This window comes from Paracoccus sp. IB05, from assembly GCF_016405985.1.
Taxonomy (GTDB): Bacteria; Pseudomonadota; Alphaproteobacteria; order Rhodobacterales; family Rhodobacteraceae; genus Pseudogemmobacter.
Genome location: NZ_JAEFCF010000040.1, coordinates 22,149 through 48,381 on the forward strand (window position 1 = coordinate 22,149; position 26,233 = coordinate 48,381).

General features: G+C 63.4%; 20 protein-coding genes. 7 read left to right on the top strand and 13 right to left on the bottom strand.

All coding sequences use genetic code 11. The features are described from left to right. Positions 1 to 122: 122 nt before the first annotated feature. From JC607_RS20540 to JC607_RS20585, 10 genes are all read right to left on the bottom strand, one after another. Complete coding sequence (locus JC607_RS20540; protein ID WP_233093051.1) at positions 123 to 1,634, bottom strand: sugar ABC transporter ATP-binding protein; 1,512 nt, start codon at positions 1,632 to 1,634, stop codon at positions 123 to 125. Continuing rightward, positions 1,634 to 2,698 (bottom strand): hypothetical protein, encoded by a 1,065-nt coding sequence (locus JC607_RS20545; RefSeq protein ID WP_198838691.1) that lies wholly within the window; start codon positions 2,696 to 2,698, stop codon positions 1,634 to 1,636. Before JC607_RS20545 ends, JC607_RS20540 begins: the two co-directional genes overlap by 1 nt. After that, a complete protein-coding gene (locus JC607_RS20550) occupies positions 2,695 to 4,809 on the bottom strand; it encodes an SMP-30/gluconolactonase/LRE family protein (RefSeq protein ID WP_198838692.1) in 2,115 nt (704 codons plus the stop codon). The genes JC607_RS20545 and JC607_RS20550 overlap by 4 nt, the downstream gene beginning before the upstream one ends. A gap of 13 nt (positions 4,810 to 4,822) precedes the next feature. Next, positions 4,823 to 5,836, bottom strand: coding sequence for a sugar ABC transporter substrate-binding protein (locus JC607_RS20555; protein WP_198838693.1), 1,014 nt, complete (start codon positions 5,834 to 5,836; stop codon positions 4,823 to 4,825). Positions 5,837 to 5,876: 40 nt separating this feature from the next. Continuing rightward, complete coding sequence (locus tag JC607_RS20560) at positions 5,877 to 6,878, bottom strand: ABC transporter permease (RefSeq protein WP_198838694.1); 1,002 nt, start codon at positions 6,876 to 6,878, stop codon at positions 5,877 to 5,879. Between the two features lie 318 nt (positions 6,879 to 7,196). Then, entirely contained in the window at positions 7,197 to 7,847 is a 651-nt protein-coding gene (locus tag JC607_RS20565; protein ID WP_198838695.1) for an HAD family phosphatase, read from the bottom strand. Further along, entirely contained in the window at positions 7,844 to 10,204 is a 2,361-nt protein-coding gene (locus JC607_RS20570) for an aldehyde dehydrogenase family protein (protein ID WP_198838696.1), read from the bottom strand. The genes JC607_RS20565 and JC607_RS20570 overlap by 4 nt, the downstream gene beginning before the upstream one ends. Positions 10,205 to 10,214: 10 nt before the next feature. Continuing rightward, positions 10,215 to 11,144 (bottom strand): deoxyribose-phosphate aldolase, encoded by a 930-nt coding sequence (gene deoC / locus JC607_RS20575; protein ID WP_233093055.1) that lies wholly within the window; start codon positions 11,142 to 11,144, stop codon positions 10,215 to 10,217. Positions 11,145 to 11,346: 202 nt separating this feature from the next. Next, positions 11,347 to 11,736 (bottom strand): type II toxin-antitoxin system VapC family toxin, encoded by a 390-nt coding sequence (locus JC607_RS20580; RefSeq protein WP_198838698.1) that lies wholly within the window; start codon positions 11,734 to 11,736, stop codon positions 11,347 to 11,349. Continuing rightward, positions 11,723 to 11,998, bottom strand: coding sequence for an AbrB/MazE/SpoVT family DNA-binding domain-containing protein (locus tag JC607_RS20585; RefSeq protein WP_198838699.1), 276 nt, complete (start codon positions 11,996 to 11,998; stop codon positions 11,723 to 11,725). The genes JC607_RS20580 and JC607_RS20585 overlap by 14 nt, the downstream gene beginning before the upstream one ends. A gap of 596 nt (positions 11,999 to 12,594) precedes the next feature. Between JC607_RS20585 and repA the strand changes: the two genes are divergently transcribed. From repA to repC, 3 genes are all read left to right on the top strand, one after another. Further along, positions 12,595 to 13,770: a plasmid partitioning protein RepA gene (repA, locus tag JC607_RS20590; RefSeq protein WP_198838700.1), complete on the top strand. Its 1,176-nt coding sequence runs from the start codon at positions 12,595 to 12,597 to the stop codon at positions 13,768 to 13,770. A 1-nt stretch (position 13,771) separates the two neighbouring features. Then, positions 13,772 to 14,740 (top strand): plasmid partitioning protein RepB, encoded by a 969-nt coding sequence (gene repB / locus JC607_RS20595; RefSeq protein WP_198838701.1) that lies wholly within the window; start codon positions 13,772 to 13,774, stop codon positions 14,738 to 14,740. 350 nt (positions 14,741 to 15,090) lie between these two features. After that, the gene (gene repC / locus JC607_RS25840) at positions 15,091 to 16,143 is read left to right on the top strand and encodes a plasmid replication protein RepC (protein ID WP_255532621.1); all 1,053 of its coding nucleotides are present in this window, start codon (positions 15,091 to 15,093) and stop codon (positions 16,141 to 16,143) included. Between the two features lie 56 nt (positions 16,144 to 16,199). Here the strand turns inward: repC and JC607_RS20605 are convergent, their stop codons facing one another. Then, positions 16,200 to 16,973, bottom strand: a complete 774-nt coding sequence (locus tag JC607_RS20605) for a nitrilase-related carbon-nitrogen hydrolase (RefSeq protein ID WP_198838703.1) — start codon at positions 16,971 to 16,973, stop codon at positions 16,200 to 16,202. An 86-nt stretch (positions 16,974 to 17,059) separates the two neighbouring features. Between JC607_RS20605 and JC607_RS20610 the strand changes: the two genes are divergently transcribed. The 4 genes from JC607_RS20610 to JC607_RS20625 all read left to right on the top strand — a co-directional run bounded on the left by JC607_RS20610 (position 17,060) and on the right by JC607_RS20625 (position 23,120). Further along, complete coding sequence (locus JC607_RS20610) at positions 17,060 to 18,727, top strand: NAD(P)/FAD-dependent oxidoreductase (RefSeq protein ID WP_198838704.1); 1,668 nt, start codon at positions 17,060 to 17,062, stop codon at positions 18,725 to 18,727. Positions 18,728 to 19,088: 361 nt separating this feature from the next. Then, positions 19,089 to 21,281, top strand: a complete 2,193-nt coding sequence (locus JC607_RS20615; protein WP_198838705.1) for a rhamnan synthesis F family protein — start codon at positions 19,089 to 19,091, stop codon at positions 21,279 to 21,281. Next, the gene (locus tag JC607_RS20620; RefSeq protein ID WP_198838706.1) at positions 21,274 to 22,410 is read left to right on the top strand and encodes a DegT/DnrJ/EryC1/StrS aminotransferase family protein; all 1,137 of its coding nucleotides are present in this window, start codon (positions 21,274 to 21,276) and stop codon (positions 22,408 to 22,410) included. Before JC607_RS20615 ends, JC607_RS20620 begins: the two co-directional genes overlap by 8 nt. Next, positions 22,407 to 23,120, top strand: a complete 714-nt coding sequence (locus JC607_RS20625; protein WP_198838707.1) for an acetyltransferase — start codon at positions 22,407 to 22,409, stop codon at positions 23,118 to 23,120. The genes JC607_RS20620 and JC607_RS20625 overlap by 4 nt, the downstream gene beginning before the upstream one ends. Here JC607_RS20625 and JC607_RS20630 read toward each other — a convergent pair. Both JC607_RS20630 and JC607_RS20635 read right to left on the bottom strand, forming a co-directional pair. Beyond that, positions 23,071 to 25,551: a glycosyltransferase gene (locus tag JC607_RS20630; RefSeq protein WP_233093054.1), complete on the bottom strand. Its 2,481-nt coding sequence runs from the start codon at positions 25,549 to 25,551 to the stop codon at positions 23,071 to 23,073. The two genes, JC607_RS20625 and JC607_RS20630, sit on opposite strands and share 50 nt — an antisense overlap. A gap of 411 nt (positions 25,552 to 25,962) precedes the next feature. Beyond that, positions 25,963 to 26,233: hypothetical protein (locus JC607_RS20635; RefSeq protein WP_198838708.1), on the bottom strand; the 271-nt coding region annotated here is incomplete at its 5' end.

Genomic DNA, 26,233 nt, shown 5'->3' on the forward strand with positions numbered 1-26,233 from the left:
CGGGCTGCTGTCAGCCTTTCCCGCAAACTCCTGTCTCTGAGCCTGGCCGCCGGTTCGATGACCCGGATGCCGTCTGCCTATATGCCGCTGGCGGGGGCTGATGCACCCCGCGCCAGGGCGGCTCAGTGAACGGCCGCGAACATGATCTTTTCTTCATCCGCGTCAAGGGCCATCATCTCTTCGACGATCTTGCCGCGTTTCGCCACGAGGATACGGTCGGAAACCGCCATGATTTCAGGAAGATAGGACGAGATCACCACCACCGCGAGGCCCTGATCCGCAAGATCATGGATCAGCTGGTGGATCTCGACAATCGCGCCGACATCGACGCCCCGGGTCGGTTCATCGAAAATGATCAGCTTCGGCTCCTGGATCAGTGATTTGGCGATCACCACCTTTTGCTGATTGCCGCCCGACAGTTCGATCATCCGCGCGCGGTCCGAGATCTGCTTCAGCCGGAGCCGCTCGCCCCATTCCCTGGCCAGCTCCAGCGCACGACGCGGCGAGACAACAGAAAGCGGGTTCGATTGTTTCGACAATTCCCCCAGCAAAAGGTTCTGCCCCGCCGTCATGGTTTCGAAAAACCCGTCATGTTTGCGGTCTTCGGTGACATAGACGATGCCATCGCGCATCGCCGGGCGCGGCACGCGGTAACGCACCGGCTTGCCGTTCAGCCGCACTTCGCCGCCATGCATGAAATCGCGTTTCAGGACGCCGGCGACGACTTTGGCCATCTCAGACCGGCCCGCGCCGACCAGGCCGAAGATCCCCGTCACCTGGCCGCCAAAGACCGAGAAGGAGGAATTGCGGACCATCGCACCACAAGACAGGTTCTCGACGCTGAGTACCTTTTCGCCATAAGGCCGGGGCTTGCGTTTCACGCCGCCATGCAGGCTTTCCGACAGGGTTCGCCCGACCATCGCCTGGACGATGCTTTCGCGGGTGAAGTCAGACGCCGCGCCGGTCGCGGCCAGCTGGCCGTCACGCAGGATGGTGATGCGGTCCGAGACCTCCAGCGCCTCTTCCAGCGCATGGGTGATGAAGACAATGGCCACGCCCTTGGCCTTCAGCCGCTCGATCAGCATGAAGAAATGGCGTTTTTCCTCGGGCGTCAGCGTCGCGGTCGGCTCGTCAAAGATGATGACGCGCGCATTGTGATGCACGGCGCGGGCAATCTCGACCATCTGCTTTTGCGCCGCACCCAGCGTCGAGACCTGGGCGGTCGGATCGACCTGGAACCCCATGCCGACAAGGAATTGCCGCGCCTCGATGTACAGACCGCGCAGGCGGTTGAACATCTTCTCATCGCCCAGATAGATATTCTGCGCGACGGTCATGGCGGGGACAAGATTGGTTTCCTGGAACACCATGACGACGCCGTTTCTCAGCGCCTCTGCCGGCGAGGCGAAGCTGATCTCGCGCCCGTCCAGGGCCATGCGGCCCTGGCTCAGCCGGTAGACACCGGCAATCACCTTGGTCAGCGTCGATTTTCCGGCGCCGTTTTCCCCCAGAAGCGCATGGACCTCGCCCTTGCGCAAAGTGAAATCCATGTCGCGAAACGCCGCGATGCCGCCGAAGCTTTTGGTGGCATTTTGCAGCTCTACCACGGTTTCCAACTTCAAACTCTCCGCCATCAGATCCCCCGGGCGGCGCCATCAAGGCGCAGGATTTTGCCATGGCCTTTCGAGGCTACAAAAAGATCGTCACCCTGCTCGACGGCAGAGACACAGCCATGCGCCTGGCCATCGGCCCGCGAATGGAAACTGCGCAGCGGTTTCATCTGCGGCGAGCATTGCAGCACCAGCCCATAAGACCGGGTCTCGGCAAAGGGTTTGGTCACCCCCATCCGGCGGAGCTGGCTGCCCTGCATCGGTTCGGAAAAGGACAGTCCCGAGGCAAGGGCGGGTGCCATCCAGAACGGCTCCGGCACCTCGGCCAGCATACGTTTGCAATAGGCCGGTTCGCGCAGGATGAATTCGACCAGCTGATTGCGCACCGAGAAAAAGCTGAGCCAGAACCCCGCCTCGACCGCAGGGGCGATCCGGGCCGGATAGGCGGGCAGATGTTCCAGCACAGGCTCGGCCTTGCCGGTGCCAAGATCGACCGACAGCACCCGGTGCCGCCAGCTTTCCGAAACCCAGACCTTTTGCGACCCTGTCGCGGCAACGCCCCCGGCCCAGGCCAGACCGCCCAGCACCCTGACCGCCTCGCCCGTGGCAAGGTTCAGCCGCCAGAGCGCGCCGGACTGGCCCCGTTCCATCAGATCGCGGCGCCAGTCTGTGGCGCGGCGCTGGCTTGCACCTTCGGTCACCAGAAGCGTGTCGGCGTCAAGAAAGGCCAGCGCGCTCGGGTTCTTCGGCGTGGCAAAGCTCTTGCCGTCATGGGCGCCGCCGCGCAGCTTCACGCCCTTGCCGTCAAGACCCACGGCAAGCATACCCTTGCCATAAGCCAGCGCCGAAACATCGGCGTCGAAAGCGGCGATCTCTTCGCCGGTCTCGACCCGGATCACGCGCGGGCCAGAAGACGCGACCAGCCCCTTGCCGGTCACGACGAGATTATCGGCATATGTCAGCAAGGCGACCTCAGCCGCCTCATCGAGACCCGCATTCGGCAGCAAAGGGCCATCCAGCACCGGCACCGTGATCGCGGCCTCGCCCCGGCCAAGGCGGCGGTCGATAAAGCGGCGGATCGCGCTCATGTCGGTTTCCCCCAATAGCTGTCGACGCCGCACCAGTCCTGATCCGCCCCAGGCAGTTTCAGCGCGCCCATGCGGTTGTTGAAAATGCCGCAGAGATAGAGCGTACCCCTATGCTCGCGCATCGAGGTGATCATCGGATGGCGGGTGCCGCCCAGATCCCAGAAGCTTTCCAGAATCTCGCCTTTTTCGTTGAATTTCAGCACGCAGCCGGTGTTGAGGTTCGGCATCAGCCAGGCATCCTGCGACACACGGCGCGCCATACGGCGGCGGAAAGACGGCATCTCAAGCGAAAGATCCAGCGCCGGGGTGCGCGACCCCATCAGGGCCAGCCAATAGGTGCCATCCGAGGCACGGTTGATATTGTCCGGGTAGCCCGGAAGACCCTCGATCACCCGCTCAAGCCTGCCTTTCTTCGGCCCGGCATAGTAATAGCGGTTGATCCGGCAGGCCCAGCTTTCGGCAAACAGCACGGATTCGCCGTCATAAGAGGTGCAGACCCCGTTCGGGAAGATCAGGTTCGACAGCACGGTACGGGTGGTTTTGGTTTTGGGATCATAGACGATCAGCCGGCCATTGCCGCGGCTTTCCAGCGCATCGGCATACCAGTCATGCATCTCGAACCGGACGGTGGCCTCGGAAAAGATGATCCGGCCATCGGGAAGGATGTCGCAGTCATCGGCGAGCTTCATCACGGAATCATCCGCGATAGAGGTCCAGCTGCGATTGGTTTCCGCTGTCAGAAGCGTAACTTCGCCCTGGGGCGAGACCTGGTAAAGCCCCATGCCACCGACACAGACCGCAAGGTTACCCTCGGCGTCGAAAGCCATGCCCTGCGGCGCGCCGCCGGTATGGGCGAAGATCTCGTAACGGGTGTAATCCGGCCCGAACCAGCGCATGATATCGCCATGACGCGAGCCGGTGTAAAGATTGCCCTCGCGGTCGAAAATCGCATCCTCGGCGCCATCCATGATGCCAAGGCCGATCGGCTCTGACGCGCGCAGCCGGTCATTCGGGACCAGCGGCCCCTCGGTCGTGGAAATCGCCGGCGGCAGCTTGTTGAACGTGGGCGAGATATAGACCGCGCGCAGCAGTTTATGGCGGTTCTTCACCCAGCGAACGTCAAGGAAGACGGCGGTGACCAGCACAAGGCCAAGGATCAGCGCATTGACCGGGCCGGGAATGGCCAGCGCCAGCAAGGACGTCGACAGGATCAGGACGAACAGCGCACCCATCAGGGCTTTCGCAACTGATCCACGCCCGCCGCCCAGCGAAATGCCGCCCAGAACAGTCGCGGTCAGGGCCTGAAGCTCCATCCCGGCGCCGATATCGGATGCAGCCGATCCGATCCGCGCCGCAAAATGGAACCCGCCAAGCGCCACCAGAACCGAGCAGATCACATAGGCGGAAAACACCGTCCAGCGCACATTGATCCCGGCATTATGCGCCGAGCGCCGCGCACCACCCACCGCCAGCAGCCGCCAGCCATAACGGCCACGTGACAGGACGATATGCAGGATCAGCGCAATCGCGGCCAGCACCCAGAAGGGGGTCGGCAGGCCCAGAACATGCCCCATGCCAAGGAAATCCCAGGCCGCGGACTCCGGGTAATTCATCACGATATCGGTCGAGATCTGCGGGAAGACGATATCGAACACCGAGCGGAAGATGATCAGCGTCACCAGTGTCGTCAGAAAGGCCCGCATCCTGAGGATACCGACCATAAAGCCGTTGATCGCGCCGCAAACCGCGCCGACCCCCAGAGTGGCGGCCAGCCCTCCACCCAGGCTCAGCCCCATGACATTCATGGTGTAAAGCGCGGTGGTGACCGCAAGGGCAAAGGTGGACCCGACCGAAAGGTCGATCCCCCCCGAGATCATTACGATGGTCAGGCCCAGAACAACGAGCCCCAGCTCGGCCATCTCGCCGGAAAGAAGTGAGATCGTCCCGAACTGGAAGAAGCGCGGCACGATCGGTGCGAAAATCGCAATCACAAGCACAAGGGCTGCGAAGGGAATTGCACTGTCCACCCATTTCTTGGTGAGAAGCTCGCCCAGAACGTGATCGGGAAGAACCCGGTACCGCAACCGGACAAGGCTTTCGCTGAGGCTCATTGCAGACAGGTCCTTACTTCAGCTCGTCAATTTTCCAGCAGTTACGGCCGCTGGCATTATTTTTGTCGACCCGGGTGATCGGCCCGAAGAAGACGGTTTTTTCCGAACCCGCCGGGCGGTCGGGGTTTTGCAGGAATTCCGAGATCTGCTGCGCGGCAATCTCGGCCTGGATCGGCGCGTTGAAGTTGTAAACAACGTCAAGCAGACCCTTTTCGATGCTCTCGCACGCGGTATGGGCGCCCGCGCCATTGGTCACGATGGTCACCTGATCCTGCTTGCCTGCGGCCAGAACGGCGGCACCGGCACCGACTTCGGCATTGTCCCAGATGCCCATGATCCCGCAGAGATCGGGATGCTGTTGCAGCACGGTCTCGGTGATCTGGCGGGCTTTCTCGCTGTCGTAATCAGCGGGCTGGTCCGAGACCAGCTCAAGGCCGGGATTTTCCGCGAGGATCTGATTGAGACCTTCACGCATATAGATATTTGCGGCACCGGTCTGCACGCCCGCCAGCCAGACAATCTTGCCCGAAGGCGCGCCGGGGGCGAGGCAGGTACGGGCCAGCTCGCCTGCTTCCAGGCGACCCATCTCGATCCAGTCATTGCCGACATAGCTGTCGGTCTGGGTGATCGACTGCATATTGATCTGCAGGATCTTGATCCCGGCATCCTGCGCCTGTTTCAGCGCACGGGCATAGGTCTGCACATCGGGGTTCTGCACGATCAGCACATCGGGCTTTTCGGCAATCGCACCCTGCAGCGCGCGGATGCCGGCGGCGGTGTCCATATTCGGGTCACGCACCTCGAAGCTGAATCCATAGCGGGCGGCATGGCGCTGCCAGACGGCGGTCCAGGCCTGATTAAGGTCCATCCCCTGCGACAGCGGAACGAAAATCACCTTCTTGCCGGTCACGGCTTCCAGATAGGCGGCGCGCCCCACCTGTTCGATATCATCGGCCTGCGCCGGAACCGCTGCCAGCAGCGCGGAAGCCGCCAGCGCCGCGAAGGCGGTATTTTTCAGAACTTTCATTGTGTCTCCTCCCTGAAACTCTCTTTAGTCCGCATGACGTTCAGATATCGCCGCTTTGCGAGGTCTGCTCATCGCGGGGGTTGATCACCGCATCCAGCGCCAGCGCGGCCAGCAGGATCACGCTCTTGATCAGGTTCTGGCTGGTATAGCTGAAATTCATGATCGTCATGCCATTGATCAGGATCCCCACCAGTACGGTGCCAACGAGAACATTGCGCACGCCGCCCTGGCCACCGGAAAGGCTGATCCCGCCCAGCACCACGACCAGCAGCACGTCATAGATCAGTGTGGAATTATAAAGCCTTGTGTTGATCCCGGACACGAGCCCGGTCATCAGGATCCCGGCGGCATAGGCGATCAGCGCGGCCAGCACATATTGGCTGATCTGCACCGGCCGGGTCGGCAGACCCATGGTGCGCGCCGCATGAGGATTGTCGCCGGTCGCATAGATGAAGCGGCCAAACCGCGTCAGGCTGAGAAACAGCGCGACCAGCGCCGCGATGCCCGCAAGGATCAGAATGGAATAGGGCACGCCCAGGAAGGTGCCCGAGCCGATGGCCACCAGCCAGCCAATCCCCGCCGGTGCATAAAGCACATCCGAGCTGAAGGCGACGCGGCCCCCGCCATAGACAATCGACGCCATGGCAAGGGTGGCAAAAATCGGCGGCACTTCGGCAATGGCGATCAGAATGCCGGTGATCAGCCCGCAAAACGCCACCAGACACGCGCCGATCAGCACCGCTTCACCAAAGCCGAAACCCTGCGACGACAGCCAGATGGCGAAAGCCACGCCCACGACCATGACCGCAACCATGGTCAGGTCGATGCCGCGCCCGACCACGATCATCCCCATCCCCACCGCAAGCGTGCCGAGGATCGCCACGTTTTTCAGCAAGGTCAGCAGATTGCCCTGGGACATGAAGTTGTTCAGAAACAGGGCGAAAGCCAGAAACAGCGTCAGCGCGATCAGGGAGACCACGCCCTCCTGGGTCAGCCGGAAACGGCGGTGACGTCCGGCCTGTGCCGGTTCTCTCAAGGACATCTCTTTTCTCCCCCTCCCCGGCATCGCAGGATTCATCGCATGCCTGCAACACAAACAGGCCCGACGGATGCGGGCCATACCTCTCCCAAGGCACGCGCAATCTCCAGCTTGTTTTCCGCACAGGCAATTTCATTTTCCTGACCGCGCGTGCTGAAAATCCCGCCAGCAGCCGAAAAGCGACCCCCCGGCTGTTAGCCAGGGTCTGGGGTCAATGTGAGTGAAGTGATGTGCAATGGGCCGGATCCGACCCGTAAACTGCGGTCCGGAGCTTTCGCCGCTTCGGTAAGGGTGCTGCCGGAGGCCCGAAAGCGCGCCGGGTCAGAGCGCCCGTAACGCAGCCTCGGTCAGCTCGGATGTGCGGGTGAAGATGCGTGCCGCCCCCGCCGCCAGGAGCTGGTCGCCATGTCCCGGCCAGGAATGGCGTCCGGCGGTCAGGCCGGCCACCCGCATTCCTGCGGCGAGGGCCGCTTTCACCCCGGCGGCGCTGTCCTCGACCACCACGCAATCCGCCGGGGAGACGCCGCACTGACTTGCGGCGAACAGAAACACATCCGGAAAGGGCTTGCCCCGCGCCACCTGGCTTGCGGAATAGATATGCGGCGCGAAGCAATCGCTCAGCCCGCAGATCTCAAGCGCGCGGCGCAGTTTCGGCAGTGCCGAAGACGAGGCCACCGCCTTACGCCCCGGCAGGCGTTCCAGCGCGGCCCGGATGCCTTCGACCGGCTGCAATTCGGTCTCCATCCGCGCGAGGAGCAGCGCATCGGCCTGCTCAATGAGACCCTCGGGCCAGGGCGCACCCCGCAGCGCGGCGATCTGATCCCAGATAACCGCCTTGGGCTGACCGATATGGCCGCGGATGATCTCTGCCGCCGTGATCGGCCATCCAGCCGCCGTCATCAGTTCTGCGTCAATCGCATTCGAGAGGATCTCGCTGTCGACCAGCACGCCGTCACAATCAAAGATAATCATTCGCCGTAAGGAACCCAGATGTTTTTGACCTGTGTGGCGCGGGTCAGGAAGCTTCGGCCCTGGCCTTCAGCGGAAAGCCAGTTGCGGGCCGCGCCCTCCTCGCACCAGGTCTGTTTCAGATTGCCGGCCGAGGCGGTCTCGACCGTCCTCGCCCCGTCGCCGGTGCCGAAATACCAGAGGCCATCGACATCTTCATGCTCCGCCAGCGTTTTCGCCAGCACCTCGCGCTCGCCGGAGACGATATTGATCACGCCGCCGGGCAGATCCGAGGTTTCGAACACCTGATACAGATCGGTCGCCGCCAGCGGATGGGTCTGCGACGGCACCACCACGACCCGATTGCCCATCGCCACCGCCGGCAGCGCCAGCGAGACAAGGCCGAGAAGCGGCAGGGCCGTCGGACAGACCAGCCCGACCACGCCGAGCGGCTCGTGCATCGCCAGTGTCACATGCGCCGATTTGGTCGAATGCACCGCACCATCGAATTTATCCGCCTGGGCCGCATACCAGAAAATACGACGCAGCGCGGTTTCGACCTCGGTTTTTGCCGCCGATGCCGTCTGTCCGAAACTGCGCAACCGGTCCTCGAATTCCGCCGCGCGCGCCGAAAGGTTCTCGGCCAGGTAATACAGCACCTGGGCGCGGTTATGCCCGGTCTGCCCGCCCCAGGATTTCGCGGCATGGGCGGCCTCGACCGCGTTGCGAATGTCCTTGCGGCTGCCAAGCGGCGCAAGGCCGACCGTGCCTTTGGGCCCTTCGACGCGGTAGGAATAGCCACTGTCGGGGCGCGTCTGTTTGCCACCGATATAGAGCTTGGCCGTGCGGTCGATGGCGCTTTCCGGCAGGGATTCCGCAGGGCTGGCATCGGGGGTTGCCGGGGTCTCTTCGGGATTTTTCGCTTTGGGGACCTGCTGTTTCAGATAGGCGCTCATGCCTTCGCGCCCGCCCTCGCGGCCGAAACCGCTTTCGCGCATGCCGCCGAAACCGGCGCCGGCATCAAAGAGATTCGCAGAATTGATCCAGACCACCCCGGCCCGCACCCGGCCCGCCACATCCAGCGCGAGGTTGATGTTTTCCGACCAGACCGAAGCCGCAAGGCCGTAGCGGGTGTTATTGGCCAGCGCCACGGCATCTTCGGGCGTGCGGAACGGGGTCAGGGTGACCACCGGGCCGAAGATCTCTTCGGTGGCAAGGATCGAGGCGGGCTCGACCCCGGTGACCAGCGTCGGCGGGTAGAAACAGCCTGCCGGCGCCTCGCCCTGGTGGATCGCGACCCCTTCCGCCCTGCCCTTTTCGACCAGATCGGTGATCCGCGCCAGCTGCACCGGATGCACGATGGCGCCGATATCAGTGGATTTGTCCAGCGGATCGCCAACCCGCAGATGGGCCATGCGGCGTTTCAGAAGATCGGTGAACCGTGCAGAGACCGCCTCGGCCACCAGGATGCGCGAGCCCGCAGAGCAGACCTCGCCCTGGTTGAACCAGATTGACTCGACCACGCCCTCGACCGCCGCATCCAGATCGGCGTCAGCAAAAACGATGAAGGGGGATTTCCCGCCCAGCTCAAGCGTCAGCGCCTTGCCGGACCCCGCGATCTGGCGGCGGATGACCCGGCCAACCGCGGTCGAGCCGGTGAAGGCGACCTTGTCGATGCCGGGATGGCCGGTGAGCGCCGCCCCGGTCGTGCCATCGCCGGTCACGATGTTCAGCACCCCTTTCGGCAGCCCCGCCTCGCGCGCGATTTCCGCGAAGGCCAGCGCGGTCAGCGGTGTATATTCCGCTGGCTTCAGCACCACCGTATTCCCGGCCGCGAGGGCTGGTGCGACCTTCCAGGCCAGCATCAGCAGCGGGAAGTTCCACGGGATCACCTGGCCGCACACACCCTGCGGGCCTGCGCCGGGGAATTCATCGGCGAGGATCTCGGCCCAGCCCGCGTGATGGTAGAAATGCCGTGCCACCAGCGGGATATCAATGTCACGGCTTTCGCGGATCGGCTTGCCATTGTCGATGGTTTCCAGCACCGCGAGAAAGCGGGCATGTTGCTGAACATGGCGGGCAAGCGCGTAGAGATGTTTCGCCCGTTCATGCCCCGGCAGCGCCGCCCATTTCGCTTGCGCCATCCGCGCGGCTTTGACGGCTGCGCTGACATCGGCCTCTGCCCCTTGCGAGACCCGGGCAATGGTCTCGCCCGTGGCGGGGTTCATGACCTCGAAAAGCTGCGAGGGCGCGGTGAACAGGCCGTCGATGAAATGGCCAAAGCCCGCCTCATGGCGTTTCAGCCAGTCGCGCAGAACGCTGATGTCCTCAGGGGCGGGGCCATAATCCATCGTCGTCAGGATCTCTTTGATCTTGTTCATTTATCCCTCCTCATGCCAATGCGAGGCGCGATGCGGATGAATAGCGTCCGGTGACATGATGTTCCAGCTGACGCTCGATATCCCCAAGCATTGACGAGGCGCCAAGGCGGAAGAGATGCGGCATGAGCCAGTCGCGGCCCATTTCTTCCCGCATCAGAATCTGCCAGCTCAGCGCGTCTTTCGCCGATTTCATGCCGCCTGCGGGCTTGAAACCGATGCGGTGGCCGGTGGCGTCGAGATAATCGCGCAGGGCCCGCACCATCACGAGGCTGACGGGCAAAGTGGCATTGACGCCTTCCTTACCGGTCGAGGTCTTGATGAAATCCGCACCCGCCTGCATCGCAACCATTGACGCTGCATAGACATTCCTGAGCGTTTGCAGATCTCCCGTGGCAAGGATCGCCTTGAGATGCGCCGTCCCACAGGCCGCACGCATGGCCGCGATCTCGTCATAAAGCGCCGCCCAGTTACCGGTCAGCACATATTCGCGGGTGATGACGATGTCGATCTCATCGGCACCCTCGGCCACCGCATAGCGGATTTCTTCCAGCCGCAAATGGAGCGGCATCAGCCCGGCGGGAAAACCGGTCGCAACCGAGGCGACCGGGATCCCGCTGCCCTGCAGCGCCTTTGCCGCATGGCCCACCATGGTCGGATAGACGCAGACTGCGCCAGTGGTAAGCCCGAGATCCGAAATGCCCAGCCCCTCGGTGATATGGGCGGCCAGCGGCTGGCGGGCTTTGGCGCAAAGACGGCGCACCCGCGCCGCAGTATCGTCGCCGGCGAGCGTCGTCAGGTCGATGCAGCGGATCGCATTGATCAGCCAGGCCGCCTGATACTCTTTCTTGACCGTGCGGCGCGCCCCCAGCGACGCGGCCCGGCGCTCTGTGGCAGAGCGATTGACCGCGTGGCCTTCGAACATCGCAATCTCAAGCGGCATGCCCGGATTGCGCGGGTCATTTGCCAAATCCTGCGGGCCGCGGGGCGCAGAGAGACCTGCGGCGGGGTCAAAGGTCATAGGCATGCTCCAATACCCTGGATGCGCTGGCCCCAACGCCGCCGCACCCATATTGCCATAAAGCGTGAGATTGCCCCCGGGCGCCAGCCCCGCAGATCACCGGAGGTGGTCAGCGCCCATCGGGTCAGGCGCTTTGCACGTCCAAAAATCCAGCCTCCTGCGCCAGTTTGACGAACCTTCGGTCAAAACTCACGAAACCATCACATTGCGCCGATTTTCCCAGATGCAGCGCATCGGCGAAATCCATGCCCTGTTCGGCCCGGTCCAGCGCATCCGCCACGATCACCGCATCTTCAATGGTCACGGTCGCGAGCCCGCCAAAGGCACGGAGCGCGCGCGCCACTTCGGCCGGTTTGTAGCCGTAAGCGCTGCGCAGCACCCATTCGGTTTCCAGGATGACCGTCACCGCGACAAAAATTGCCTGGCCATTGACCAGGGCGCGGGCGCGCGGCGACTGGTCGGGGTGATCACCGGTCAGGTAGCGCACCACCACATTCGTATCAATCGCGATCATGACGCCGCCGGGCTTCGGCCAGCACGGCCGCATCCATCTCTTCAACCGATTTCGGATCGCCGCGATGAGGCAGCAGGGCAAAGACATCCTCGGGCTTTGTTGCGGCAAAGCTGGGCGCGCGTTTCAGAAGCACACCCTCTGCCGTCTCTTCGACGATGAGCCGGGTGCCAACCTCCCAGTCCCGCCGCTGCCGGATGGCCTTGGGCAGGATAATCTGGCCTTTGGTCGAAAGGGTCGTGGTCACAGAGGGGGGCCGGGGCATGAGCAAAGCTCCAATGTAAGACAAAGGTAAGATAACAGTTCCACCCCTGTCTTTCAAGCATGCCGGACAGGGCCGGTTCTATCCCCCGGGGAGAAGGTGGCGCGGTGACCCATGAAGACATGGCTGGCGCGACCAGATGCTTTTTCAACCTGCGGCACCGGCATAAACACCTGGCTGTCCCGGCCTTGTGGAACCAGATGCGCAACCCCGTGCCGACGCCCTCACAAACACATCAGCGGCGGCCCGATCACGGGCGGAGAGCGTTCTGACCTGCCTGACGAATCGCAGCTTTGATCCGGCGGCCAGCGGCGCCGGGAATGCTACAAGATATTGATACAGGTCGGGATGACCAACCGGGCTGTTTTCGTTACATTTCGGCCACATGACAACCGGGCGCCGCATTTTATCCACAAGCGGGCCCGGGAAGGCACTACCAGGTGTAGAATTTTCTTGCGTGACGCCCATTCCTGGCGCATTTCTCTTTGTAGCGCAGAAATGCAAGAATTTCGGATTTTTGCGCTACAGACATCACGAGCATCCCTGTACAGGGGGCAGAGCACAGAAAAACTGTGCCGCACAGGATAAATGAGGGCTGCATGACAGCAGAGCGTGTATTTGCAGAGCTCCAGGGCGATGCAGCAACCTTGCACGATTCCATCCGCCAGCATCTGGAGCGCAATTTTGCGCCGGATGCACGGAAATATCTGCGCAGCTTTTCCTCGGGAGAAGCGGCCGATTTTCTTGGCCTCGCCCCCGGACATCTGCGCAAGCTGCATGCCGAAGACAAGATCCCCGATGTGGCGCAGGACGAACGCGGCCGCAGGCTTTACACGGCAGAAGATCTCGGGCTGATCCGCCTCGCGCTGGCGCGCACCACCCGGGACCCTTCGCTTTACCTGCGCGGCCGGGTCGGGCAGGAGCCCGTGCAGATCCTGTCCTGCGTCTCCTTCAAGGGGGGGTCGGCCAAGACGACTTCCGCGGCCTATCTCAGCCAGTGGTTCGCGCTGCATGGCTACCGGGTGCTGGTGATCGATATGGACCCCCAGGCCTCATTGTCTTCGATGACCGGCCTGCGCCCCGAGATTGATTTCTCGCATCAGGGCACGATCTATGACGCGATCCGCTACACCGACCCGCTGCCGATGGACGAGGTCATTCGCAAGACCTATTTCCACGGTCTCGACATCGCGGCAGGCGGGCTGATCCTGTCGGAATATGAAACCGAGACCCCCTATGCGCTGCGCCAGGGCTCGGAGCCGCCGTTTTATCTGCGCCTGCGCGAGGCGATCCAGTCGGTCGAGGCAAATTACGACCTTGTCTTCATTGACTGCCCGCCACAGCTGGGCTTCCTGACGCTGTCTTCGCTGGTGGCCTCCTCGTCGATCCTGATCCCGGTGGTGCCGAATTTCATCGACGTGGCTTCGCTGGCGCAGTTTCTGACCATGGCAGCGTCGCTTCTTGATACGATCCGGGACGCAGGCATGACGCTGGATTACGATTTCCTGCGGTACTTGGTGTCGCGGTTCGAACCCTCGGACGGGCCGCAGGCCCAGGTCGCCGGGCTTTTGCGTGCGAATTTCGGGAAACGGGTGATGACCGAGACCTTCCTGAAATCCACCGCCATCTCGGATGCCGGGCTGACGCATCAGACCCTGTTCGAGGTCGGGCGCGGCAGCATGAACCGCAATACCTATGACCGCGCGATGGAATCCGTGAATGCGGTCGCGCGTGAGCTGGAGCAAGACATCCACAGAGCCTGGGGAAGGAACTGACATGGCCCGCAAGAACATGTTCGAAGGCATCTCCCCTGCCCCGCGCCCTGCCGGGGTGGCTGAGTCCGCCAAGATGCCCGAGGTCTTTCAGGCCAGCGGCCCGATAGCGGCGATCCGCAATGACCTGCGCAGCATCGGCAGCCGTTCGGTCCAGGAGATTGATCCGGCCCAGATCGAAGATACCGGCCTCAGGGACCGGCTTGGCGATCTGGGCGAAGACATCCTGGAACTGCGCGAGAGCATTGCGAAACACGGGCAGCAGGTGCCGATCCTGCTGCGCCCGCATCCAAAGCTCAGCGGCCGCTATCAGGTGGTCTATGGCCGGCGCCGTCTGGCGGCGATCCGGGGTCTTGACCTGCCGGTCAAGGCGCTGATCCGCACGCTGTCGGATGAAGAGGCGGTGCTGGCTCAGGGCCAGGAAAACAATCTGAGGAAGGATCCCTCGTTCATTGAAAAGGCGCTGTTTGCCGGCGACCTTGAAGAGGCAGGCTATGAGGCCCGCGTGATCCAGGACGCGCTGAATGTCAGTCGCAGCCATACCTCGCATATGCGCAAAGTGCGCGAGGCGCTGCCGCGTGAAGTGATTGAGCGGATTGGCGCGGCGCCCTCGGTGGGCTGGAAGCGCTGGTACGATCTGGCCTTGCGGATCCTCGAAGGACAGATCGCGGCGGGCTCGGTCCACCCTGCCCCATTTGCCCCGGAGCTGACCTCGGATCAGCGCTTTGAGGCCTGGGTCAGGGCGATCCCGGCGGCTGCGCGGCCGGTAAAAGCAGCCGCTGCCGACAGTGCCGCCCCTATCCTCGCCCGTGACGGGACAGAGCTGGGCTCGGTCCGGCTGCAAAGGGCCCGGATGAGCTTTGAGGCGACGGCCGGGAATGCAGCTTTCGCGGCCTGGCTGCATGACGAGGCCCAGGATCTGCTGCCGCGCCTGCATGAGGAATTTCTGGCGGCGCGCGCGAAACGCAGCTGACCGGACACATCACACCCCAACGATAACAACAAAGGAGCAGCGTCGGAAAAAGAAAGACCTTCCGAATGGAAACCACCCGGAAGGCCCGTGCAAACCACAGGGCGCCAACCCTGAGAATGCTTAACGTCTAGCAAGAGCACTCTAGCGCAGGCCCGAATCACATGCAACATCGCTCAGGCGGTGATTGGAAAACTGTTGTCGTTTTCCCGGTGTGCCAGCCGGCATGCGGCCCATAATCGGACCGTCTTCTCGTTCCGCCCGATGACATCATGGAACAGATCACTTATTCGCCCCTGCCCCGCCGGGACGGGCGCCGGTCGTTTGCACCCTCTCGCCCTGCCCTGCCGCAGATGACAGGCAAAGGCGGCACCGACCTGCGCTGGCACCTTCTGGATCTGGTACGGATCTGCCGTGAACGGCTTCAGCTGCGCGACCGCGACATTGCGGTTCTGCGCGGGCTCCTGAGCCTTTTGCCACAGGATCCGCAGCCCGATCAGAGGATGGTCTTCGCCTCGAACCGGGTGCTCATCGCACGCTGTGACGGCATTGACGAGCGCACCTTGCGCCGCCGGCTGAACCATCTCCGGTCTGTCGGGCTGGTGAGCAAGCGGCCGAGCCCCAATGGCAAACGCTATCAGGTCCGCAATTCTGAGGCCGATGTGCAGCTGAGCTATGGTATCAGCCTCGCGCCGCTGTTCGACCTGCATCCCCATCTGGAAGCCCTTGCTGAGACCTGCCATCAGGAAGCCGCTCAGGTGAAGGCCCTGCGGGCAGTGATCCGCGACCGGCTGTTTCACAGCGCCGCAGATCTGGCTCAGCCACTCCTGGAAACTGCCCGCCTCGCGCTGCGGCGAAAGCTCGGGCCTGATGAGCTGCGGGCTATCGCGGCGACCCTGCCCGATCCGGATGACAGCGCGCCTGACCACATGCCGCCCGACATGACACAGCCAGATACTGCATCTGAACGATCCGGCGAAATGACCGCCAGCAACGGCCAGAATGACCGGCACATTCAGAGATCAGGAAAAGAAACCTTTGATTCTGACTCTGCTCAGAAAGCACAGGATATCAGCCTTGATGAATGCCTGGAGATGGCTGCGAGTGTGAAAGATTACGCTCCACACCCGCCGCGAAGCTGGCCTGATCTTATCCGGCTGTCTGAAACACTGGCCCCGGCGATCGGTTTGACGCATCCCGTGCTTGGCCTCGCGAAAAAACGGTTTGGGCTGCAGGGCTGCGCGCTGGTGGTTCTGGGCCTTGTGGAGGCCTTTGGTCGTATCCGCAGCCCCGGCGCTTATCTCAACGCGGTGCTGCGAAAGGCAGAGGTCCAGGTGCCAGACCCCGTGCGGATGTTCCATTCCCTTGTGAGATCCGCGCCTGCGGCCAGATGTATACCGGGGTAAACACCCAAGCCTCGGGGTATGTATACCAGGGTAAACATGCCGGATGTTTCGAAAGATCAGACCGGCCTGAAATCCGCCGCCTGCGCAGATCTCAGATTCTCTGGCACCTCATCTGACGCCGCGAGGTCCACAATCAACAATGCCTCTCCCCGGGCACCGGCGGTTGCAAGCGGCTGGCCATCCGGCCCGGCAATCACGGAAAGCCCGCCAAAGGTCAGGTCCCCTTCCGCACCGGTCAGATTGGCATAGGCCACGGCGCAATTGCCTTCATGCGCGCGGGCCGGCACCAGGATGCGCTGAACATGTTCAAAGCCGGCAGGATTGGCTGTGGGCACAAGAATCAGCTCGGCGCCATTGCGGGAAAGAGCTGCCGCATGGGCGGGAAACTCGATGTCATAGCAAACCAGCATGGCAAGCTTTCGTCCTTCCAGATCAAACACCGGACAAAGCTGGTCGCCAGGGTGAAATGATCGGCGCTCCATCGGGCCGAAAAGCTGGATCTTGCGGTAATGCGCCAGCACCGCGCCATCGGGGCCGATCGTCGTGGCGGCGTTGTAAACGGTAGCGCCATCCCGTTCTGCCCAGCCGAGGCAGATGCCGCAGCCCGCGCGCGCCGCCATCTCACGCAACCGGGTGATCCATGCGCCGTCCAGCGGCTGTGACAGGCTTTCATGCAGATCCGGCCGGTTATAACCCGGCAGCAACAGCTCCGGCGCCAGCAGGAGTTTGGCCCCTGCCGCTGCCGCCACCTGCAGCTGTGTGCAAATCGCCGAAAATGCCGCCTCAATGTTCCCATTGGTCGGCTTCGCCTGCCAGAGTGCCACCTTCATCTGAACCTCGCTTCCGCTACTGTCTTTACAAATCTGCCCTGGTTTCCCTCAATCTGCAAAGCACCAGCCCGAAAGCCTCTGATAGTATGACCCTGAAAAAGCCTGTAACCGCCTTCGGCCCGGATTTTCCCTTTGCCTATGACGACTGGCTGACGCATCCCGCCGGGCTCGGCAGCGTGCCGAAGGCGCGCTTTGGTGAAAAACTCGCGGTGATCGGGGCGGGGGCTGCGGGCATCATCGCGGGCTATGAACTGATGAAGCTGGGCCTCCATCCCGAAATCTACGAATCTGGTAAGTTCGGTGGCCGGCTGCGCTCTGAGCTGTTCGAGGGCACGGAGGATACTATCGCCGAACTTGGCGGCATGCGCTTTCCAGTCTCGTCGCGCGCCTTCTACCATTATGTCGATCTCCTCGGCGTCGAAAGCCGCCCTTTCCCCAATCCGCTGACCGAGGCCGCCGGATCGACGGTGATCGACCTTGAAGGCGAGACCCATTTCGCCCGCGGCCCCGAGGATCTGCCGCAGCTTTATCACGAGGTCGCCGCCGCGTACCGCGCCGCGCTTGAGGAACATGCCGATTTCGCCGCCCTGACCGAAGCCGTGCGCGACCGCGATGTAGCCCGTCTGAAAGCGATCTGGGATCCGCTGGTTGCGAAATGGGATGAGCGGACATTTTACGATTTCGTCACCTCGTCCAGTGCGTTCCAGAGCCTTGGCTTCCGGCATCGCGAGGTCTTTGGCCAGGTTGGGTTTGGCACCGGCGGCTGGGACAGTGACTTTCCGAATTCGATGCTCGAGATCCTGCGGGTGAACCTGCTCGAACTGGACGACCATCAGCGCTATATCGTCGGCGGGGTTGAAGGGGTGCTGCATCAGCTCTGGCGTCTGCCTGCGCGCGCGGCGCATTGGCCCGAGGGCACCTCGCTGGCGGATCTGAACGGGGGTGCCACGCTGGGGCGCGCGACGCGCATCGCGCGGAGCGGGCAGGGCGGGTTCACCGTCACCGACCAATGGGGTGTGGCGCGCGATTACAGCGCGGTGCTGGTGACCTGTCAGAGCCATCTTCTGACCACTTCGGTCGCCGTGGATGAGGCGCTGTTTGATCAGAAACTCTGGATGGCGCTGGACCGCACCCGATATATGCAGGCCGCGAAAACCTTTGTCATGGTCGACCGGCCGTTCTGGAAGGAAACCGGCCCCGACGGGCGGCCGCTTCTGTCGATGACGCTGACCGATCGCAACACACGCGGCACCTATTTCTTCGACAATGGCCCCGACAGGCCGGCCGTCATTTGCCTGTCCTACAGCTGGATGACCGATGCGCTGAAAGTGCTGCCTTACGGGCCGGAAAAGCGGGTCGAACTGGCGCTTGCGGCTTTGGAGCGGATCTATCCCGGCACTGACATCCGGAGCCATATTCGCGGCAACCCGATCTGCGTCAGCTGGGAGGCGGATGACAATTTCCTTGGTGCCTTCAAAGGCGCGCTGCCCGGGCATTACCGGTATAATCTGCGGATGTACCGACACTTCATTCAGGCCGAGATGCCGGCGGATCAGCGCGGCATTTTCCTTGCCGGGGATGGCATCAGCTGGACCCCGGCCTGGGTCGAGGGGGCGGTTCAGACCGCATTGAACGCGGTCTGGGGCATCATGACCCATTTCGGCGGCAGCTCTGACCGGGCCAATCCCGGGCCGGGAGATCTCTGGCCAACGCTCGGCCCGGTCGCGCTCGACGGGCCGGAGCAGTCAGGCTGACTGCTGCGTTTTCGTGCGCCACCCGCTAGCCTGGCCATAAAACCCCGGCTTTGTCTGGTTTGCAAATGCGCCACCATCTGGCGCATGGGCAGGGCGCAAGACCGATCAACAGAAGCCTTGAGGGAAATTTCGGCAACTCAGGGTGAAACCGCGGCCAATTCATTGTAATATGTTGAATTATAATGGATTTATAGGTTTTTGCTGAGGGCAGGGGCGCAAAAGCCTGCCATCGCGTCCGATCCATGCGTAAAGCCCGCCCGAAGGGGTGGTGCAGCGCATTGACGCTCCTCGCAAAAACCTCAAATCTGGGCCTGTCAGCGGGGCGCGCCTGGGTGCTCCTGGACGTATCGGATAAAATGCTATGAGCGGGTCAGGGGTTCTCGTCTGTATCAGGATCAATGCGACGAGGACGAACCACCAGTCCTGGGGTGAAAGCCAATACGCGGAAGGCCTGGCCCGGGCCATCCGGCGGCATGCGGGCTGTGAGGCGGTTCTGGTGTTTCGGGGCGAAGAGCCGGAGCCGTCCGCGCTGCCCTCGGTTCTCTTGCAGATCGCTGGCCCGCATCTGGAAGAGCCTGTCGCGGGGATGGCCAATCTGCTCTGGATGATCAGTCCGCCGAACGTGGCGCCGATCGGGATGTTGCGACGCTATCAGGCATTGTTCATCGGCTCCGAGAAGCTCACGTCCCAGCTGCGGGATCATGGGCTTGCGGCAGATTACCTGCCTCAGGCCACCGAATGTGCCCGTTTCCATCCCTTGCGGCGTCCGGCGGGGGCGGATGAGATTCCGCTGGCCTTTGTCGGCGGCTATGCCCCCCGCGTGGATCGCCGCATTATCCTTTGGGCGGCAGAGGCCGGGTTTGAGCCGCAGATCTGGGGGCCGGGCTGGAAGGATGTGGTGCCCGCCCGTCTCTGGCGGGGCGAGCGCCTGAATTCTGAGGCGCTGGTTGAAGTCTATGCCAGCGCCCGCATCCTGCTGAACAGCCATATGCCGCCGATGGCGACGCGGGGCTTCATGAGCAACCGCAGCTTTGACGCGCTGGCCAGCGGGGCGCTTGTTGTCTCAGACCGGGTGTCCGGCTTCCACGATCCGGATTTTCCTGAGATCCGGCAGGCTGCCGGGCAGGAAGAGCTGGTGTCGACGCTGAATCAACTGCTCGCGGCGCCGCCCGTCGGTTTGCCGGATCGGATTGCCCTGCATGATCGTGTGGTTTCCCGATACGGCTTTGACAGGGCTGCGGGCGTGATCCTTGACCGGGCGCGTGCGCTGATCAGCAGCTCTTCCGTTGCCGCCGCGGCCTATTCCCCGGGTCGATCCATTCCGATACCTACAGCCGGCAGCGCTGCCTCTGTGGCAGATGATGTCCGGTCGACCGTTTTGGCCGCAGCGCAAGAGATCGTCGCAGCGCTGCAGTGTCTGGAGCAGGGGGGGCCTGCGCCCTTGCCCTCCGACACGGGTAGCGCGGGCATCATCCACGTGCTCTCGGCGGATCTTCACGAGATGCGGCAGCTCGCCCGGCGCGGGGCCGCACCTGACCGGACAGCCCGGATCGAGAGGATTGCAGGCCGTGCGCGCAGGGTGATCGAAGCTTTGGAGGATCGCGCCTCTCCCCTGCACCTGGATGTCGGGCCGAAATTGCTCGAACCGGTGCTGACCCGGATTGTGAGCAATGAGCCGCTCTGGGCGCATGGTCCTCAGGGTTTTGTGCGCGAACGGGGCAAGGCGGGATTGCCGTTGCGCCCGAGGGCGCAATGTGCCGCGCCGGGCCGTCCGGTGGGTGTGTTCCTGCACCTTTATTATGACGAGCTGGCGCCGGTCTTTGCCGCGAGGCTCGCGCATATTGCCGTGCCGTTCTGCCTCTATGTGTCAACTGACACCGATGAGAAGGCGAGGCACATCCGCGCGCATCTGCCGGATGCCGAGATCCGGGTATTTGCGAACCGGGGCCGCGATATCTGGCCCAAACTATATGGCTTTGCCGATGCCCATGCCCGCCATGACATCGTACTGCATCTGCATGGCAAACGCTCGCTGCATTCCGACAGGCTGGATGACTGGCTGGCGCATATTCTCGGCTGCCTGCTCGGTTCGGAAGGCGAGGTGAACCGGATCCTGTCCTTTTTCGGGTCGATCCTCAGGCTTGGCATGGTGGTTCCGGTCACGTATCGCGCGGTGCTTGGCGCGGCACATTGGGGGGCGAACCGCGATATCGCGCGCGAACTGGCACGGCGGATGGCACTGCCCGGGCCGCTGCCCGACAATGACAGACTGCGCTTTCCGGTGGGGTCGATGTTCTGGGCCCGCAGCGCCGCGCTCCGCCCGCTTCAGGATCTGGCGCTCGGGCAGGAGGCATTCCCGCCCGAGGCTGGCCAGGTTGACGGGACCCTTGCCCATGCGATCGAGCGGATGCTTGGTGTCAGCTGTCAGGCAGGCGGAGCCGATATCCTGCCGGTGATGGGAGGCGGCACGCAGCTTCATCGCAAGCATCAGCTCCCCTTCACGTCCAATCGGGACCTGCGCGAGGCGCTTGCGAGCGGAGCCTTCAATGACTGATCTGCCGCCTGTCCTGTTCGGCGCGCCGATGCTGCCCGATCCCGCCCGTTTCGCCCGCCTGACCGCCGAGGCGCTGGATGCGGGCTGGCTGACCAATGGCGGTGTATTGCATACGCGGCTGGAACGCGCGTTGAATGAGCGGCAGCACGCGGGGGATACGGTCTCGCTGACCTCATCGGGAACGATGGCACTGACACTTGCGCTGATGCTGGGCGAGCTGCCGTCAGGAGCCGAGGTCATCACCACCCCGCTCACATTTGCCGCGACCGCGCAGGCGATCACAGCGCTCGGGCTGGTGCCGGTCTTTGCCGATGTCGATCCAGACCGGCTGACGCTCTGCCCGCGCGCGGTGGAGGCGGCGATCACACCGCGCACGGCGGCCATTCTGCCGGTGCATTTCCTGGGGATGCCCTGCGATGTCGCGGCGCTGGAGACCCTCGCGCGCCGGCATGGCCTCTGGCTGGTCTATGATGCCGCCCATGCCTTCGGGGCCGAGATTGACGGCATGCCGATTGGTCATTTCGGCGATGCCTCGGCCTTTTCCCTGCATGCGACCAAATTGCTGAATACGGCCGAGGGCGGGTTTGTCGTCACGCGCGGTAATCAGGCGGCGGCCCTGCGCCGGCTGCGCAATTTCGGGCTGGAACAGGGGCGGGCGACCGGGCCGGGTCTCAATGGCAAACTTTCGGAACTGCATGCGGCCATGGGGCTGGCGCTCTTGCCCGATCTGCCGGCAGAGCTGACCGCGCGCCGGGCGTTGCGCCAGGCCTATGACAATGCATTCTCCGGCTTGCCTGGGCTGCGGCTGCATCGGGCAGGGGGCGAAAGCCCCGGCTATTACGCGCTGCGTCTTGCGCCGGATCTGCGCGCGCGGCTCGTGCTGGCCCTCGCCGAGGGGCGCATCTTCGCGCGAGATCACTTTCCGCTGCTTTGCGGCCCTGGCACATACTGGGCCGATGCCGGTATCGTGACCGCCTCCGGTGCGCCCCCGGTGGCGCCGGAGGCGGGGCCTGAACTTCTCTGCCTGCCCTTTCATGGCCGTATTACTGCGCCACAGCTGGCCCGGATCACCGCAATCGTTGCGGCGGTGCTTGATCACAGCGACCCCAAACCGGAGCAGGCCGAATGAAATCCACCAGTGATTTCGACGAGATCACCGTCTTCGGTGCACGCGGGCATAGTCTGATGATCCTGCGCGGGCTTGAGGAATACTGGCGGGGCCGCGTCCGTGTCCGGGCGCTGATTGATGATATTGAAAACGGGTTCGTGCATCCCGGCCTTGGTGTGCCGGTGATCTCTTCAGCTGCGCGGCTGCGTGACCACGCAGCTTTGCCTGTGCTGCTGACGGTCTCGAACCCCGGATTGCGGCGCCGGGTGGCCGGGGGGCTGCGCGAGGAAGGAGCAACTCTTGCCACCGCCTGCTGCCCCGACCTGCCGCATGTCGATCCGGATGTGCAATTCGGCCCCGGTTCGATCACCATGCCCTGGACCCGGATCGGGCCGGCGGTGCGGATCGGCGCCTGTGCGATGATCCTGTCCTCCAGCATCGGCCATGATGTGGAGATCGGCGATTTTTCAACGCTGGCGATCGAATCCGCCCTGGCCGGGCATGTGAAGATCGGCGAAAGCGTGAATATCGCGCCGAGGGGGGCGGTCATGAATGGCAGCCGCCGCCGGGTGATGGAGATCGGCGACGGGGCAGAGATCGGCGGCGGCGCGGTGGTGATCGGCAAGGTCGCGGCCGGGGCGCGCATGATCGGCAATCCGGCCATGCCGATCCGCGACTGGGTCAGGCTTCGCCGTCTGCTGCGGAGTGAAACCGGCTCAGAAGCGCTGTGACATAGGGCCCGAACCCGGTCTCCCGTCGGATCAGCCGGCGCAGATCCCGGCGGGACCCGGCGGTGACGGCATTGGCGGCGGCAACCGCTGCCGCGACAAATCCCGCCTCATCCTCGGGGGGCAGGAAACGCCCGGCGCCCTCTGTCATCCCGATCAGGCCGATATCGGCGGCATAGCCGACAAAGGGTGTGCCAACCGCTGCAGCATGGATCGCGGTGGTCGGCCCCGGATCCTGGCGCGAGGTCAGCAGATAGACGTCAGCGGCGCGATACCAGCCGAGGCAATCCTCGACAAATCCGGGCAGGGTCAGGGGCAGCCCCCCGGCCAGGGCGGCATTCGCGAGATCCCTGGCCCAGGCGTCCAGCGCCCCCAGCCAGACAAAGCGCGCGCCGGGCTGCGCCGCCAGGATACGCCGGGCCGCGTCGAGAAAGAGATCAAAGCCTTTGCGCTTGTCGGCATGGCCGGCGCCGATAAAGACCGGCCCGTCTTGCCGCTGCCGCCAGAGACGCGCGCGCCGGAATGAGGCCAGCGGCGTCGGGGGCGGTATGATCCCGGGGCGCAATTGCCCGACAGGGCAGGGGGCCCCAACCGGCGCCCCTGCCTTGCCCCGTAAGGGAACCTGCGAAATATCCTGTGAAATTGCCCGTGAAATCTGCGGCATCGAGGCAATCAGCCGGGCGCCCGCCGCTTGCGCCAGACGAAGATCCGGCATCAGGCCCTGGTCCCGGATGTAATCGGGCATCTCATGCAGCAGCACCAGACAGTCGAGACCTGCCTGCGCCAGAGGTACCGAAAGCCCGGCGGCGGCACTGGTATTGATCAGCGCAGCCGTGCCCTGGGGCAGCGCAGAGGCCAGCCCGGTTGCATCCCATCCCCCTGCCAGGATGAAAACGGGGCCAAGCGCACGAAACCTGTCGAGCAAGGGCCCGGCATTGCCCATAAGGAAAACCGGATCATAGCCCCGGGTGCCAAGGGCGCGCGCCAGATCGAGCGTCAGGATCGGCACCCCGGCCTTTTGCGCGTCATGGCAGACCAGCACGAAGGGGCGTGGCCGTCCGGTCATCGCAGCCCCCATCGCTTCGCGTGACATTGCCGCATCGACAGGTGTTGGCCGCGGCAGAAATCCCCGCGCTGACCCTTTGGTGACATAGTGGCGAAACGGGTGGCTTTGGCCGAGCGTGAGGTAACACCGGCGATAGAAAGCGGCATCGAACCCTTTGGAAGGCGAGCGCCCCTCGGCATCGCCATGCAGGATGAAATGCCGCACGGGATCTTGCGCGGGGTCGCGCAGATCGGGATAGGCCTCGCGGTAATCCTCGGGGTCAATCAGGGGGTGGGGCTGGCGTTTCTGACCTTTTGCCACCCGCAACAGATAATCCTCTGCCGCGCTGGCGGCTTTTTTGTGCCAGTTGGGGTAGCTCGCTTTATAGAACTTAGTGGAGAAATAGGGGGATGGATCCAGCCCCTTTGCATCGCCATGGCTTTGGAAATGGCGCCATGCCTCGCTTGTGCCCAGGCCATCCCCACACTGACTGAGATAGTAAACAGGATCGAACAGCCCCTGATGGATGAGCTGGTTCCGGGTGATCTCCGCCGAGCGCATTTCCGGAGATTGCATTTCCCGAGAGGGCAGGGGGCGGGGACGGCCAGGCGCGAAAATGCTGCCGTCATGGTGTGACCAATGTGGCGGATCTGCAGGCCGTGCCTGATCTTCCCTAGGCCGGTAGAGCGAGGCCGCCATCGCCGCCATCGATCCTGTTGTGCTGCGCGAAACACCATGAAACCCCCCGGCATGGTCCGTCACAAACGCGCCGATCACCTCCAGAGCGCGGTCGCTGCCCGGCGGAACGGCGTTGCGCAGCGCGTCCAGGACATGCGCCGGATCCGGCTCTGAAAGGCTGATGATATAGTCAAACGCCGTCAGCACTCCGAACCCTGTCAGCATCGGGATCTGGTCTGCGGCCCGCTGCCGGACAAGGCGCCGCACCAGCTCCGCGAACAAGACGAAGTAACGCATCGGGGCCGGGCCCGCATGCAAAACGCTGTTGATCAGCACCCGGCCGAGAACGGTGCGCGCCTGCCGGACTGCAGGAGTAAGGTCCTCCGCCGGGGCCGAGAGCGCGAATACCGGATGTCCGGATCGCAACAGCTGCGGGGCGAGGGGGCCGGGCAGAAAGGCCGGGTCGACATAGATCCCGCCTTCCGCCGCCAGCCGGTGATACCGGAAATAGTCCGAGGCCATTGCAGGGACCGCGCAGGCAAGAAAGCCTGCCAGCGCCTCCCCCCCGAAATGCCGGTCGAGATAGTCGGCGGCGGTCTTGCGATCAAAGAGCTGGTACTGTCCGGGGAAGGCGCGCGCCCATTCGCTCTGCCGGCGGCGGATCTCTGGCGGGCAGTCGGTTTGATGCCAGTATTGAATGACCATACTCATGGCCAGCGTTGCACCCTCATCTCTCCCTCGTTCCTGCGGTGCCGTACCGGCGCGGCCTGACCGCTATGTGGAAGTCGGCAAGGCCTTGTTCCATGCCCGGAATATGGCGCAGAGCGGCAGTTCATTGCAATGATCCCTTCGCGTGATCCGTCGCAAAAGCCTTCTGGCGGAAAGGCGTGGACGACCCGGTATGCTGTGCCCGCCTCCCTATGGCGTCCACGTTGCAGGAGAGGGCAAGGCGGGCAAAGCCTGCCTTTGGCTGAGTGCAGGTGACGTCGTTCAAAGAACCGGTCTGCCTCATCGTCACCGAGAGGAAAGCCAGTTGCGCCAGCTATGGGTGCGCCCCCACACAGAAGGCGTGAAGCAGCGATGAACCCGCGCCGATAAGCGCGGAACCGATAACGGGGTCCATCAGGACACCTGCGCCATTTTGATCAGATCGGCGCGGACCTTGCGGGGTTCGATCCAGAACATGTCAGCGACAAGCTGAATGGCCCAGGGCATGGGCGTTTTCTGATAGCCGATACCGGCTTCACGCTGGTACTCGAAGAGCCGCCAGAGCGCGTCCCGGTAGGACGACACAGGCTCTTGAAGCTCTGAGAGGACTTCGAGGCAGGAAGGGCGATCGTGGCCCTTACAGGCACCCAATTGCAGATGGGATCGCTTGAGATACGCATCAGAG